This is a genomic window from Kaistia sp. SLG-1, from assembly GCF_059699055.1.
Map to the genome: position 1 here is coordinate 796,932 of NZ_AP048544.1, position 14,635 is coordinate 811,566.

12 protein-coding genes are annotated in these 14,635 nt (G+C 66.3%); 9 read left to right on the plus strand and 3 right to left on the minus strand.

What is annotated here, in order from left to right:
- Positions 1 to 37 precede the first annotated feature (37 nt).
- Together hydA and AC6HZP_RS03595 are read left to right on the plus strand one after the other, a co-directional pair.
- The gene (hydA, locus tag AC6HZP_RS03590; RefSeq protein WP_497525427.1) at positions 38 to 1,495 is read left to right on the plus strand and encodes a dihydropyrimidinase; all 1,458 of its coding nucleotides are present in this window, start codon (positions 38 to 40) and stop codon (positions 1,493 to 1,495) included.
- Between the two features lie 7 nt (positions 1,496 to 1,502).
- On the plus strand, positions 1,503 to 2,342 hold the full coding sequence (locus AC6HZP_RS03595; RefSeq protein WP_201402274.1) for an ABC transporter ATP-binding protein: 840 nt from the start codon (positions 1,503 to 1,505) through the stop codon (positions 2,340 to 2,342).
- Positions 2,343 to 2,364: 22 nt separating this feature from the next.
- Here the strand turns inward: AC6HZP_RS03595 and AC6HZP_RS03600 are convergent, their stop codons facing one another.
- A complete protein-coding gene (locus AC6HZP_RS03600) occupies positions 2,365 to 2,778 on the minus strand; it encodes a cupin domain-containing protein (RefSeq protein WP_497525428.1) in 414 nt (137 codons plus the stop codon).
- A gap of 50 nt (positions 2,779 to 2,828) precedes the next feature.
- Between AC6HZP_RS03600 and AC6HZP_RS03605 the strand changes: the two genes are divergently transcribed.
- From AC6HZP_RS03605 to AC6HZP_RS03620, 4 genes are all read left to right on the plus strand, one after another.
- A complete protein-coding gene (locus AC6HZP_RS03605; protein WP_497525429.1) occupies positions 2,829 to 3,785 on the plus strand; it encodes an ABC transporter permease in 957 nt (318 codons plus the stop codon).
- Positions 3,782 to 4,906: an ABC transporter permease gene (locus AC6HZP_RS03610; protein WP_497525430.1), complete on the plus strand. Its 1,125-nt coding sequence runs from the start codon at positions 3,782 to 3,784 to the stop codon at positions 4,904 to 4,906. The genes AC6HZP_RS03605 and AC6HZP_RS03610 overlap by 4 nt, the downstream gene beginning before the upstream one ends.
- Positions 4,907 to 4,952: 46 nt before the next feature.
- Positions 4,953 to 5,951: an ABC transporter substrate-binding protein gene (locus tag AC6HZP_RS03615; RefSeq protein ID WP_497525431.1), complete on the plus strand. Its 999-nt coding sequence runs from the start codon at positions 4,953 to 4,955 to the stop codon at positions 5,949 to 5,951.
- 70 nt (positions 5,952 to 6,021) lie between these two features.
- Complete coding sequence (locus AC6HZP_RS03620) at positions 6,022 to 7,011, plus strand: toll/interleukin-1 receptor domain-containing protein (protein ID WP_497525432.1); 990 nt, start codon at positions 6,022 to 6,024, stop codon at positions 7,009 to 7,011.
- A 28-nt stretch (positions 7,012 to 7,039) separates the two neighbouring features.
- Here AC6HZP_RS03620 and AC6HZP_RS03625 read toward each other — a convergent pair whose 3' ends face one another.
- Positions 7,040 to 8,572, minus strand: coding sequence for a hypothetical protein (locus tag AC6HZP_RS03625; RefSeq protein WP_497525433.1), 1,533 nt, complete (start codon positions 8,570 to 8,572; stop codon positions 7,040 to 7,042).
- Between the two features lie 230 nt (positions 8,573 to 8,802).
- Between AC6HZP_RS03625 and cysQ the strand changes: the two genes are divergently transcribed.
- From cysQ to cysN, 3 genes are all read left to right on the plus strand, one after another.
- Positions 8,803 to 9,624 carry a 3'(2'),5'-bisphosphate nucleotidase CysQ gene (gene cysQ / locus AC6HZP_RS03630; protein WP_497525434.1) on the plus strand — a complete coding sequence of 274 codons (822 nt, stop codon included), beginning with the start codon at positions 8,803 to 8,805 and terminating at the stop codon, positions 9,622 to 9,624.
- Between the two features lie 155 nt (positions 9,625 to 9,779).
- Positions 9,780 to 10,688 carry a sulfate adenylyltransferase subunit CysD gene (gene cysD / locus AC6HZP_RS03635; protein ID WP_201402280.1) on the plus strand — a complete coding sequence of 303 codons (909 nt, stop codon included), beginning with the start codon at positions 9,780 to 9,782 and terminating at the stop codon, positions 10,686 to 10,688.
- The gene (gene cysN / locus AC6HZP_RS03640; protein WP_497525435.1) at positions 10,688 to 12,601 is read left to right on the plus strand and encodes a sulfate adenylyltransferase subunit CysN; all 1,914 of its coding nucleotides are present in this window, start codon (positions 10,688 to 10,690) and stop codon (positions 12,599 to 12,601) included. The genes cysD and cysN overlap by 1 nt, the downstream gene beginning before the upstream one ends.
- A gap of 219 nt (positions 12,602 to 12,820) precedes the next feature.
- On the opposite strand, the gene AC6HZP_RS03645 is transcribed toward cysN, so the two are convergent.
- Positions 12,821 to 14,512 carry a hypothetical protein gene (locus AC6HZP_RS03645; protein WP_497525436.1) on the minus strand — a complete coding sequence of 564 codons (1,692 nt, stop codon included), beginning with the start codon at positions 14,510 to 14,512 and terminating at the stop codon, positions 12,821 to 12,823.
- Positions 14,513 to 14,635: the final 123 nt, after the last annotated feature.

The window sequence follows — 14,635 nt, forward strand, 5'->3', positions numbered from 1 at the left end:
CGGCAAAGCCGGCCGAGAGACCAGAGGGAATTTCACCATGTCGACGGTAATCAAGGGCGGAACGATCGTGGCGGCGGATCGCAGCTACGAGGCCGACATCCTGATCGAAGGCGAGACCATCAAGGCGATCGGGCCGGATCTTTCCGGCGACACCGTCGTCGATGCGTCGGGCGCCTACATCATCCCCGGCGGCATCGACCCGCATACGCATCTGGAAATGCCCTTCATGGGCACGACGGCTGCCGAGACCTGGGAGAGCGGCACCTTCGCAGCCCTCTCCGGCGGCACGACGACGGTGGTCGACTTCGTCATTCCGGGCGAACCCGGCATGCTGGCGGCGCTGGAGGAATGGGAAGGCCGCGCCACGCGCCAGGCCTCGTCCGACTATTCCTACCACATGTGCGTCACCGGCTGGTCGGAGAAGCACTTCGACGACATGGCCAAGGTGGTCGAGCGCGGCATCAACACCTTCAAGCACTTCATGGCGTACAAGGGCGCGCTGATGGTGAACGACGACGAGATGTTCGCGTCGTTCCAGCGCTGCGCAGCCCTCGGCGCGCTGCCGCTGGTGCATGCCGAGAACGGCGACATCGTCGCCGCCCTGCAGCAGAAATACCTGGCCGAAGGCACCACCGGCCCCGAGGGCCACGCCTTTTCGCGGCCGCCGGAAGTCGAGGGCGAGGCGACCAACCGCGCCATCATGATCGCCGACGCCGCCGGCGTACCGGTCTATATCGTGCACGTCTCCTGTGAGCAGAGCCACGAGGCGATCCGCCGGGCCCGGCAGAAGGGCATGCGCGTCTATGGCGAGCCGCTGATCCAGCATCTGACGCTGGACGAGAGCGAATATTTCAACCGCGACTGGGACTATGCGGCGCGGCGCGTGATGTCGCCGCCCTTCCGCAACAAGATCCACCAGGACAGCCTCTGGGCCGGCCTCGCGGCGGGATCGCTGCAGGTGGTCGCCACCGACCATTGCGCCTTCACCACCGAGCAGAAGCGCTTCGGGCTCGGCAATTTCGCCAAGATCCCGAACGGCACCGGCGGCCTCGAGGACCGCCTCTCCGTGCTCTGGAGCCGGGGCGTCGAGACGGGCCGGCTGACGCCGAACGAGTTCGTCGCCGCGACCTCGACCAACATCGCGCAGATCCTCAACATCTATCCGCAGAAGGGCGCGATCCTGCCCGGCTCCGACGCCGACCTCGTCGTCTGGGATCCGAAGCTCACCAAGACGATCTCGGCCGCGAACCAGAAATCCATCATCGATTACAACGTCTTCGAGGGCTTCGAGGTGCGCGGTCTGCCGCGCTACACGCTGTCGCGCGGCGAGGTGGTCTGGGCCGACGGGCAGAACTCGCAGCCGCAGCCCGGCCGCGGCAAGTTCATCAAGCGCCGGCCGTTCCCGGCCGTCAACGCGGCGCTTTCGAAGTGGAAGGAAGTGACGGCGCCCCGCGCGGTCAACCGTTCGCCCGAGCATATGCCGATCGGCGTCTGAGGCAGGGATGAGCGCCGTGTTCAAACCTTACGAGGAACGAGCCGACGGTCAGCCTTCAACCGGGAATGCGGCATCCGTCATCGATATCCGTGGGCTTTCGCTCACCTTCGAGACGAATGACGGCCCGGTCCAGGCGCTCTCGAACATCGATCTCGACATCAAGCAGGGTGACTTCGTCTCGTTCATCGGCCCGTCCGGTTGCGGCAAGACCACGCTGCTCCGGGTCATCGCCGACCTCGAGCGGCCGACCGGCGGCTCGATCACCGTCAACGGCGTCTCGCCGGAGGAGGCGCGGCTCGCCCGCGCCTATGGCTACGTGTTCCAGGCGGCGGCGCTCTATCCCTGGCGCACCATCGCCCGCAACGTCGCGCTGCCGCTCGAGATCATGGGCCTGCCCAGGGCCGAGCGGGAGCGGCGGATCGCCGACAATCTGGCGCTGGTGAACCTCGCCGGCTTCGAGCGCAAATATCCCTGGCAGCTTTCCGGCGGCATGCAGCAGCGCGCCTCGATCGCCCGCGCGCTGGCGGTCGAGCCGGAGCTCCTGCTGATGGACGAGCCGTTCGGCGCGCTCGACGAGATCGTCCGCGATCATCTGAACGAGCAGCTCCTGAAGCTCTGGGCGAAGACGCAGAAGACCGTCGTCTTCGTCACCCATTCGATCCCGGAAGCCGTCTTCCTCTCGTCGAAGATCGTCGTGATGTCGCCGCGTCCCGGCCGCGTCACGGATATCATCGATTGCGGTTTTCCGCGTGAGCGGACGCTCGACATCCGCGAGACGCCGGAATTCCTGGAAGTCGCGGCGCGCGTCCGCAACGGCCTCAGGGCAGGGCACTCCTATGAGGACTGACGCGCCCTTCGCCCGGCTTTCGTCAGCGCGGCACCAGGCTTTCCAGCTCCGGCAGCAGGACGACGCTCTCCTGCTCGTTCGGATCGGTGCGGGCAATGACGGCGACCAGGGGCTCGGAGCTCCGGTTGACGGCGAGATGCGGGAGGTCGGCGGGGATGTAGAACAGCTCGCCCGCCTTGACGACGACGTGTTGCTCCAGCCGCTCGCCGAACCAGGTCTCGGCCTCGCCGGCGAGGATGTAGATCGCGGTCTCGTGGTGCTCGTGCTTGTGGGCGCTGGCCCGGCCGCCCGGCGGGACGGTCAGGAGGACCATGCTGAGCCCGGTCGAGCCGACCGTTTCGGCGGAGATGCCCTCGACATAGGTGAAGCCCTGTTTGCCCAGGTAGCTGCCGCCGGGACGGATCACCCGGCAGGCCCGTTCGATGGTCGCGCTCATGTCGCCTCCAGATGGCTCACTACCGGGAGATATGGGACGGGGAGGGCCGCATGACCACGCTCGCCTCTCCCGTTTCCTCGCCCGCCGTCGCCGCCCGGCCGCGCTCGCTGAAGAAGCCCGGCCAGATCTTCCCGGTGACGGTCGTTGTCGTCGCCATCCTCGCGATCTGGTATGTCGGCGCCTTCTTCCTGAACGCCCAGCTGGCGCGAGACCAATTCGCGCGCCAGAAGGTCGAGCCGACGATCAGCCAGCTCGCCGAGGCGACCTTCTCGATGGAGCGGCCGCTGCTGCCGGCGCCGCACCAGGTCGCGACCGAGCTCTGGAAGAGCACGACCGGCTACGCCATCAACTCCAAGCGCAGCCTCGTCTATCACGGCTGGGTGACGCTCTCGGCGACGCTCGCCGGCTTCGTCATCGGCACGCTCTTGGGTCTGCTGCTCGCCATCGGCATCGTGCATGTCTCGAGCCTCGACAAGAGCCTGATGCCCTGGGTCGTCGCCTCGCAGACGATCCCGATCGTCGCCATCGCGCCGATGATCGTCGTCGTCGGCTATAACCTCATGAACGGCCAGCTCGGGCTCTCGACCGATACGTCGCGCTTCCTCGCCAAGGCGATGATCTCGACCTATCTCTCCTTCTTCCCGGTGACGGTCGGCATGGTGAAGGGGCTGCGCGCGCCCGATCCGATGCATCTCGACCTGATGCGCACCTATTCGGCGACGGGCTGGCAGGCGTTCTGGAAGCTGCGTTTCCCGGCCTCGCTGCCCTATCTGTTCACCTCGATGCAGATCGCCATCGCCATCAGCCTGGTCGGCGCCATCGTCGGCGAGCTGCCGACCGGCGCCTCGGCCGGCCTCGGCGCGCGGCTGCTGGCCGGTTCCTATTACGGCCAGACGGTGCAGATCTGGGCGGCGCTCTTGGCCGCCTCGATCCTCGCCGCCGTGCTGGTGGCGATCGTCGGCTTCGCCAACCGCATCGTTTTGAAGCGCATGGGGATGGCACGATGAGTTCCCGCGGTCATCTCCAACCCTGGCTCGCCTTTCTCGGCCTGTTCGCCGCCGTGGCGCTACCGCTCGATGCGGCGGATCCGGCGCGGCTGCTGTCGCGCGAAGGCGCCGTCGGCTGGAGCATCATCCTCCTGCTCGCTCTCGCGACCTATGCCGCCGTCAAGGCCGAGCGCAGCGCCGTCACGGCGGTTCTGCTGGCGCTCGCGGCGCATGCCGGCGCCTGGTACGCGCTTGAGATCCTGCCCTCCGTCGCCGGCCATACCGGCCCGGGCTTCTGGGCGCTGCTCTTCACTTCCTGGCTGCTCGCCTGGCGGCTGGTGTCGCAGCTCGCCGCCATCAAGCCTCGCGGCGGTCCCGGCGGCTTCCTGCTCAAGCTCGTGGTGCCGCTGATCTTCGGCATCTGGGTGCTGATCTTCTGGGAGGTCATCGTCGTCGCCTTCCAGGTGCCGCGCGTGCTGATCCCGCCGCCCTCGGCGGTCTGGACCAAGCTCACCTCGTCGATCCCGATCCTCGCCGCCGACTTCCGCCAGACCTTCCTGAAGGCGGTGATCGCCGGCTATGCGATCGGCTGCGGCGCCGGCTTCCTGGTGGCGATCCTGGTCGACCGCATCCCGTTCCTGCAGCGCGGCCTGCTGCCGGTCGGCAACCTCGTCTCGGCGCTGCCGATCATCGGCATCGCGCCGATCATGGTGATGTGGTTCGGCTTCGACTGGCCGTCCAAGGCGGCGGTGGTCGTGGTGGCGACCTTCTTCCCGATGCTCGTCAACACCGTCACCGGCCTCGCCGCCTCGCAGCCGATGCAGCGCGACCTGATGCGGACCTATGCGGCGAGCTACTGGCAGTCCCTCTTCAAGCTCCGGCTTCCCGAGGCGCTGCCGTTCATCTTCAATGCTCTCAAGATCAATTCGACACTCGCCCTGATCGCGGCCATCGTCGCCGAGTTCTTCGGCACGCCGATCGTGGGCATGGGATTCCGCATCTCCACCGAAGTCGGGCGCATGAACATCGACATGGTGTGGGCGGAAATCGCGGTGGCGGCGCTGGCCGGCTCCGTGTTCTACGGGGTGATCGCGCTCATCGAGCGCGCCTCGACCTTCTGGCATCCGTCCTTCCGCACCTGAGGACGGGTTCCGGGAAAGGCAACAAGAACCGAACCTGGAGGGGTCAATGAAGAAGCTTATGATTGGGGCGCTCGCGGTCGCCGCGGGGCTCATGACCAGCGTCTCGGCCCAGGCGGCCGATGCGCTGACACTGCAGCTGAAATGGGTCACGCAGGCCCAGTTCGCCGGCTATTACGTCGCCAAGGAGAAGGGCTTCTACGAGGAAGAGGGGCTCGACGTCACCATCAAGCCCGGCGGTCCCGACATCGCGCCTGAGCAGGTGATCGCCGGCGGCGGCGCCGACGTCATCACCACCTGGATGCCGGCAGCGCTGGCTTCGCGTGAAAAAGGCGTGCCGCTCGTCAACATCGCCCAGCCCTACAAGAAGTCGGGCATGATGCTGACCTGCCGCAAGGACACGGGCATCAAGTCGCCCGACGACTTCAAGGGCAAGACGCTCGGCGTCTGGTTCTACGGCAACGAATATCCGTTCCTCGCCTGGATGGCGAAGCTCGGCCTTTCGACCGAGGGCGGCCCGAATGGCGTCACCGTGCTGAAGCAGGGCTTCAACGTCGACCCGCTGATCCAGAAGCAGGCCGACTGCATCTCGACCATGACCTACAACGAATTCGGCCAGGTCCTCGACGCGGGCATCCCGGAGAGCGAGCTGATCGTCTTCAAGTATGAGGACCAGGGCGTCGCGACGCTGGAAGACGGCCTCTACGTCATGGAAGACAAGCTCAAGGATCCGGCCTTTGTCGACAAGATGGCGAAGTTCGTCCGCGCCTCGATGAAGGGCTGGGCCTATGCCCGCGACAACACCGAGGAAGCGGCCAAGATCGTCCTCGACAATGACGAGACCGGCGCGCAGACCGAGGCCCACCAGAAGTTCATGATGGGCGAGGTCAACAAGCTCACCGAAGGCACCTCCGGCGCGCTCGCCGAGGCGGACTACAAGCGCACCGTCCAGACGCTGCTGGCGGCCGGCGGCGAAGCGCCCGTCATAACCAAGGAACCGACCGGCGCCTGGACGCACACCGTCACCGACGCGGCCGGGCTGAAGTAGTCAGCGGTCTTTGAAACGAAGTTGAAACGGGCGCCCTCGGGCGCCCGTTTTATTTGGCTACGATATTCATATGGAAGCTGAACAATTTGGTTGGCAAAAGCCAGGATTTTTGATTATTGGCTTTATGCAAGCAGCTCCACGCGTATTTATTTCTTATTCGCATGATAGCCCAGCCCATAAGGATTGGGTTCTCAAGTTGGCCACTCGTTTGGTGGCAAACGGTGTCGATGTATTGCTTGACCAGTGGGATCTTCGGCTCGGAAGTGATCTGCCGCGCTTTATGGAAAAAGGTCTAGCTGGAGCGGATCGAGTTCTGTCGATCTGTAGTGATAATTATGTCAAAAAGGCAAACAGCGGTCAGGGTGGTGTTGCCTATGAAAAAATGATCCTTACGGGTCAACTTATGCAAGATATCACTGCTGACCGGATTATCCCCGTTATTCGCTGCAACTTGACCAAACCGTTGTTGCCCACGTTTCTGTCGTCGCGCGTCTATATCGATTTTCGTGATGAGCAGGCGTTCGAGGTTCGTTATGCCGAGTTGTTACGTGAGATCCACGACCAGCAGGTTGCGCCTCGCCCACCACTCGGTCCCAATCCTTTTGCCCAAACTGTACCCGAGATTGAGCCTATATTGTCGTTCGCTTCGGAGCGTTACGTGTCACCGGCTCTTTCTGGTGAGGTTACCTTTGACTATTCCAACAACAATGGCCATTTCGTCGTAGGTGCGGGGGATATGCTATTCGAGACGGCTTGGGCAGGTGCAAGCTCTCAGTCTATTCATGCGTATTCTGATCCTCCAAGCATTAGGGCTGTGGCGCTTGCGGTTGGTGTAATGAATATCTCTGATATCGGGGATGCTTCGATTTATGACACGTCATCTCGAGTGCGTACTCCGAAATTGGGCGAGATAGTAATTTGGTGTAATTCCTCTGGATATTACCTATCCACCAGAGTTGAGAAACTTCAGGCGCGTAGTCACGGTCAACCATGCGACGAATTGACATTTTCATACGTGATTGCGCCAAATAGGAGCGCTGACTTTACATTTACAATGTAAAAGTAGCCCGCGCACGCTCGACCCTACCTCACGAGGCCTCGCAGCCCCGGAGCGCCGGGGGTACCAGGCCGAGGTCGCGGGCGATCATCGTCAGGGTCTGGTCGCCGAAGGGCCAGCGGCAGACGATGGCCCCTTCCGGAAGGCCGTCCGGCAAGGGCTGGTAGCTCGCCGTCAGCAGGAAGGCGAGGGGGCGACCGGCCGCCTTCGACCACAGGATCTCGATCGGCTCCAGCGCCGGGTCGATCGTGCCATAGGTGATGCGGGCCGCCTCGGCGACATAGTGGCGGAGCGCCCTTTCCGCCTGCGGCGCGTCGGTGAGCAGCTCGGTGTCGCGCACGCCGCCCTGCTCGAGGAAGGCGGCGACCGGGCGCCAGTCGTATTTCCGCGCCGATACCAGCATGTCGAGCCCCTGCAGCGCGAAGCCGGCGAAGAGGGCGGCGAGGCCGGCGAGGATCGGCAGCCGCCACGCGCCAGCCCGTTCGACGAGCGCCGTGACGCCGGCCGAAGCGAGCAGGATGGCGGCGGGCAGCATGCCGATCAGATAGCGCCCGGCGCTGGCCGAAAAGATGCCGAGGACGAGGAAGACCAGCGGCGTGCCGAAGGCGGTGACGGCGAGCATGCGGTGGGCCGGCCTCGCACGGTTCGCGAGGAAGCCGACGAGCATCAGCCCGAGAAAGCCGGCGGCGAGCCAGCCGTTCCAGCCGGAGCTGAGGAAGCGGTCGACGTCGCGCGGCACGACGAAGCCGTAGGTCTCGCCGAACGCCTCGATCGCCCGATCTCCGTATCCGTACCGGGCCTGCCATTTCATCAGCCCGACCGGCTTCGTGGCCTGCGTTACGACGGAGGGGAGCAGGAAGGCTGCGGCAAGGAGGATGCCGGCCCAGGTGACGAGGATGTGGCGCCACCAGAGCCGCTTCAGCGCCGGCGCGAGCTTCCGGAACCCGCAGACGGGAAGCGCGAGGTGCTGCAGCGCGACCGGGACGATGCCGGCGGGGATCGAGAATGCCGCGCCGAGCGTGCCGATCGTCGCCAGCACGGCCTGCCGGCCGGGCCTCGGCCGGCCGGTCAGTAGCCCGATCTGGCCGGTGATGGCGAGCGCCACGAAGGCGAGCATCAGCGCATAGGGCCGCGCCTCCTGGCCGTACTGGATCAGCGCCGGATAGAACGCGTAGAGAAGCCCGGCGGCGATCGCCCCGACCCGGCCGGAGAGGCGGAGCGCCACGAGCGCGACGAGCGCGCCGGCGGCGCTGTCGAAAAGCGCCGAGGGCAGGCGCAGCGCGAATTCCGAGCCGCCGCCAAGGCCGAGCGCCTTCAGAGCCGCGAAATAGGTCGGGAAATGCCCGTTGGCGAGGCGATCGGCGACGAGCGCCGGCCAGGATGTGGCGACGACATCGGCGGTGATCGCCTCGTCGAACCAGAGCGCCAGATCGCCGAGCGTCGAGAGGCGGAGGGCGAGGCAGAGCGCGAAGGTCAGCCCGGCAACGAACAGGGGCGCCAGGATTGCCGCATGCGGCCATCGCGTCGCGTTCGCTTGCGACGGAAGGATCTCGGCCTCAGCCATGCCGCCTTCCCATGCTTTGCTCGTCGCTGCCCCGGCCAGAATAGGATACGCGGCGCGGATCCGATGACAGGCTGTTGCGCGTCTTGTCCGGCAAATCCGCGCCCCGGGGGGCTTGCCGCTTGTGCAAGGCGCCGGGGAGCGCTACGAGCGCAGAAGGCATCGTCGTTTCCGTAGCGAAAGTCATTCCGGGCCATCCCCCCTTGCCGGCCAATTCTTGGAGAGTTCCGATCGTGTCCCGTCAGAAGGCCCCAGACGACGCCGTGTTCGAGGCCCTGATCTCGACGGCGATCGCCGCCGGCACCGTTGTCATGCACGTCTATGATGGCGGCTTCGCGGTCGAGCACAAGGGCGATGCTTCGCCGGTTACGGAAGCCGACCGGCTGGCCGAGAAGGTGATCCTCGCCGATCTCGCCCGGCTGGCACCGGATATTCCCGTCGTCGCCGAGGAAGCCTGTTCCGATGGCCTCATTCCGACGGTGGGCGGGGCGTTCTTCCTCGTCGACCCGGTCGACGGCACGCGCGAGTTCATCAGCCGCAACGGCGATTTCACCGTCAATATCGGGCTCGTCGAGAACGGCGTGCCTGTTCTCGGCATCGTCTATGCGCCGGCGCGCGGCGATCTCTATGCCGGCCGCCTCGGCAAGGGCGCCGAGCATCTCACCATCGTCGATGGCGCCATCGCGGCGCGGCGCGCCATCCACGTCGCCGATCCGGCCGCCTCGCCGCCGCGCATCCTCGCCAGCCGCTCGCACCGCACGCCCGAGACCGATCAGTTCATCGCCCGTTTCCCCGGCGCGTCGCTGGTCGCCGCCGGTTCGTCGCTGAAATTCTGCCTGATGGCGGCGGGCGAGGCGGACCTCTATCCGCGCATGGGACCGACCATGCAATGGGACACGGCGGCGGGCGACGCGGTGCTGCGGGCTGCCGGCGGCATGGTGGAAACGGTCGATGGCGGCGCGTTCGTTTATGGGCCCGCGGGCGGCGACGGCGTTCGCGCCTATGCCAATCCCTGGTTCGTGGCGCGCGGCGCCCGGATCCCGGTTATCGCGTGAAACACGATCATATCCATCGAGTTTGTTGAAACCACTTTTCGAAAATCGAGGTCATCGCGCCAATCTTCAAGCCATAGATGGATAATTACGGCACAGCTGTGCTTGAGACCGAGGGCTGACGAAGACTAGGTTTCCGCTCCATTCCGGAGTTTTTCATGGCACAACCCGTCCTGTCGCATCTTCGCCGCCTCGAGGCCGAGGCGATCTTCATCATGCGGGAAGTCGTCGCCAACTTCGACAATCCCGTGATGCTCTATTCGATCGGCAAGGATTCGTCGGTCATGCTGCATCTGGCGATGAAGGCCTTCCACCCCGGCAAGCCGCCCTTTTCGCTGCTGCATGTCGATACGACCTGGAAGTTCCGCGAGATGATCGCGTTCCGCGACGAGACGGTGCGCCGGCTGGGGCTCGACCTGAAGGTTCACACCAATCAGGAGGGCAAGGCGGCGGGCATCAACCCGTTCGACCATGGCTCGTCCAACTACACCCAGATCATGAAGACCGAGGCGCTGAAGCAGGCGCTGGATGCCGGCGGCTATGACGCGGCCTTCGGCGGCGCGCGCCGCGACGAGGAGAAGAGCCGGGCGAAGGAGCGCATCTTCTCGTTCCGCTCCGCCAATCACGGCTGGGACCCGAAGAACCAGCGGCCGGAGCTCTGGTCGCTCTACAACACCCGCGTGAAGCCCGGCGAGACGATCCGCGTCTTCCCGCTGTCGAACTGGACCGAGCTCGACATCTGGCAATACATCCTCGCCGAGCAGATCCCGATCGTGCCGCTCTATTTCTCGGCCGAGCGCCCCGTGGTCGAGCGCAACGGCCAGCTGATCATGGCCGACGACGCGCGCATGCGCTTCCTGCCGGGCGAAGTGGCGGAGATGCGCCGCGTCCGCTTCCGCACGCTCGGCTGCTATCCGCTGACGGCGGCGGTCGAATCCGACGCCGAGACGCTCGACGACATCGTCCGCGAGATGTTCCTCGCCACCACCTCCGAGCGGCAGGGCCGCCTCATCGACCATGACGAATCCGGCTCGATGGAAAAGAAGAAGCGCGAGGGATATTTCTGATGACCGAGATCGTCTCCCCCCGTCCGGTCGTCGACGGCCAGCCCGCGCCCGCCCTCTTTGCCGAGAAGGATGACAAGGGCATCCTGCGTTTTCTCACCTGCGGCAGCGTCGACGACGGCAAGTCGACCCTGATCGGCCGCCTGCTTTACGACACCAAGCGCCTGTTCGAGGACCAGCTCGCGACGCTGGAAAAGGACTCGCGAAAATTCGGCACGGTCGGCGATGACATCGACCTCGCCCTCCTCGTCGACGGCCTCGAAGCCGAGCGCGAGCAGGGCATCACCATCGACGTCGCCTATCGCTTCTTCGCCACCGAGAAGCGCAAGTTCATCGTCGCCGACACGCCCGGCCATGAGCAGTACACGCGCAACATGGCGACCGGCGCCTCGACGGCGGATCTCGCCGTTCTCCTGATCGACGCGCGCAAGGGTATCCTGACCCAGACGCGCCGCCACGCGACGATCGCCTCGCTGCTCGGCATCCGCCACGTCGTGCTCGCCATCAACAAGATCGACCTCGTCGGCTACGACCAGGCGGTGTTCGAGCGCATCGTCGCCGAGTTCGACGCCGACGCCGATCACTACGGCTTCGCAAGCCGTGTCGCCATCCCGCTCTCGGCCCGCTTCGGCGACAACGTCACCGCGCCGAGCCCGAGCATGGGCTGGTATCGCGGGCCGACGCTGCTGGAGCATCTCGAGACGCTCGAGCTGACGCCGAGCGCCGAGCGGCCGTTCCGCTTCCCCGTGCAATGGGTGAACCGCCCCGACCTGAGCTTCCGCGGCTATTCCGGCACGGTAGCGAGCGGCGAGGTTCGGCCGGGCGACGCGGTGGTGGTGGCGCGCACCGGCCAGCCGGCCAGGATCGAGCGCATCGTCACCTATGACGGCGACCAGCCGGTCGCCGCGACGGACGACGCCGTCACGCTGACGCTCGACCGCGAGATCGACGTGTCGCGCGGCGACATCCTGGTGCCCGCCGAGGCGCGGCCCGACGTTTCCGACCAGTTCGCGGCGCATCTGATCTGGATGGCCGAGGCGCCGATGCTGCCGGGCCGGCCCTATCTGATGAAGGTCGGCACCCGCGTCGTCGGCGCGGCCGTGACCGAGCTGAAACACCGCGTCGAGGCCGACACGCTGAAGCCGCTGGCGGCCAAGACGCTGGCACTCAACGATATCGGTTTCGCCAACCTCTCGCTCGCCGAGCCGATCGCCTTCGATCCCTATGACGACAACCGCGCCACGGGCGCCTTCATCCTGATCGACCGGTTCACCAACCAGACGGTCGCCGCCGGCATGATCCGCTTCGGGCTGCGCCGCGCCACCAACATCCACCGCCAGGCGCTCGATATCGACAAGGCGGCGCGCTCCGGCGCCAAGGGCCAGCGGCCGAGCATCCTCTGGTTCACCGGCCTCTCCGGCGCCGGCAAGTCGACCATCGCCAATCTGGTCGAGAAGAAGCTGCACCTGATGGGGCGGCACACCTATCTGCTCGACGGCGACAATGTCCGCCACGGCCTGAACCGCGATCTCGGCTTCACTGACGCCGACCGGGTGGAGAACATCCGCCGCGTCGCCGAGACGGCGAAGCTGTTCGTCGACGCCGGCCTGATCGTGCTGGTCTCGTTCATCTCGCCCTTCCGCTCGGAGCGCCAGATGGCGCGCGACCTGGTCGAGGCGGGCGAGTTCATCGAGATCTTCGTCGACACGCCGCTCGCGGTCGCCGAGGAACGCGACGTCAAGGGGCTCTACAAGAAGGCGCGCGAGGGCCAGATCAAGAATTTCACCGGCATCGACAGCCCCTACGAGGCGCCGCTTTCGGCCGACATCCACCTCGACACCACGACGCACGAGTCCGAGGCGCTGGCGGACCAGATCGTCGACTACCTCATCGGCAACGGTTACCTGCCGGGGTAATGGGTCGGAGGGGCGGCGACGCCCCGCCACCTCTCCCTGAGGAGATCTTTGCAGGACACCACCCTCATCAAGCTGAGGGGCCCGCAGGGCCGTCTCGAAGCACGCAGAGCCGCCGTGCCATCGATGGATTGCCCCTCGATCGTGCGTCCTTCGAGGCCCGAGCTGCGCTCGGGCACCTCAGAATGATGGAAATCGAGCACTGGGCGCGGGGACCGGCCCCTATTTCAAAATCTCGATCCGCACCGAGCTGACATCCGCCGCGGTGCCGTCGCCGGGGATGCCGGGTTCGATCATGATCGCGTCGGTTTCCGGGCCGCCGCGATCCTTCGGCACGGTCCAGGTCAGCGACAGCGGCGCATAGTCGGCGCCGATCGCGCCGTCCTGCCAGGGGCTGAGGCTGCGGCCGTTCTGGTAGGAGAAGCGGAGCGAGTTCGCCGGGTCGGTCGCCGCCGCCCGCGCCACCACGACGATGCGGACCGTGCGGCCGGCGAGGCGCTCGAACACGCCGCGCCCGACCGTGATCCGCGATCCCGTCGAGTTGGACGAGGAGGCGACGCGGGCGAAGCCGCCCAGCGTATCGCCCTCGAAGCGGACGGGATTGTCGGGCGACGACTGGAACACGCTCGGGTCGCGGCCGTCGAACAGGGTGATCGATTCGAGCGCCAGCGCGCCGGTCGGGATTTCCGCCGGAGAGGCCGGGGCCGGCGCGGCCGGCCTGGCGGGGGCGGCCGGCGCGGGTTGCGCCGGGCTCGCCGGTTCGGATGACGGGGCCGGCGGGGTCGTCGCGGCGACCGAGACGGGCGGCGACGGCGCGCGGCCGAGGAAATGGGCGCCGGCGAAAATACCGCCGACGAGCAGGATCGCCACCGCGGCGACCGCCGCGATCACCCGTCCGCTGACCTGACCGCTGAATTGGCCGATCGCGTCGCGGACACGCTCGCTAAGGCTCGGGCGCGCCTGCTCCTCGTCATAGAGCTCGTCGTCGGCCGGCTCGTCCTCAGCCGGCTCGTCGTCTTCGAGTTGTTCCTCGTCGTCGATCGGCTCGCCGGCGACGTGCGTGGGGCGCGCCGCGACAAGGCGCTCGCCGAGGCGATCCAGCCGGTCGAGGCGCTCGTCGTGCTCGTCGTCGCGGTCGTCTCGGTCGTGGTGGTGGTCGTCTTCCTGGGCGTCCTCGTCATCGTCGGACGCCGCCCCGGCGAGGGCATCGTCGAGCCACGTGTCGACGTCGGGAGCGTCGATCTCGTCCTCCTCGGCCGCGTCGTCGGCTTCCGGCGGCTCGTCCGAGGCGTCTGTTTCCTCGACCTCGTCCTCGAGTTCGATGGGATCTTCTTCCTCGGCGGGATCCTCGTCGTCGGCGGCCGGGACCAGCTTGCCGTTCAGCCGGGCGAGCGCTTCCTCGACAGCCTTCTTCGCCTTCAGGGCGCTTTCGGTCCGGTCCGCCTGGAGGACGGGCGTCGGAGCGCCGATCTCAGGCAGCGGCGCGAAGCGGGCCGGCCGGCGCAGGATGGCGAGCGCCTCGGCGCGCCGGTCGGGAAGCGGCGCGGGTTCCGGCTCGGGGCTCGGTTCCGGATCCTCTTCGGGCTCCGGTTCCTCCTGGGGCGCCTCGTCGCTTGCTGGCTCCAAGATCCTTACGGACTGCAAGCTCCGGCTGGGGTCGAAGCTCCGGCTGGACTCGAATGGCAGTTCCGGCGCGGCTTCCGCCTCGTCCAGCGCGAGCGCCGCGGCCAGTGGCAGTTCGGGTTCGTCGTCCTCGAATGCCGGCGGGACCTCTGGGGACGCGCCGGCTTCGTTCAGGATGATCACGACGATATCGTCGAACTCGTCGATCTTGCTGTCGATCTCGCTGGGCGAGAGGGGCGGGTCATAGGACCACAGCAGGCGGATCATCGCTTCGCGCGCATTCGCGAACATGCGTTCCCGACCGTCCTGATCGGACGGGTCGAGATGCGCTACGGAGCGACGCAGGACCGATTGGAGCTGACTCATATTCCCCGGGATGACCGAAAAAGGGTGAACGAACGGTTGATAAAGCGA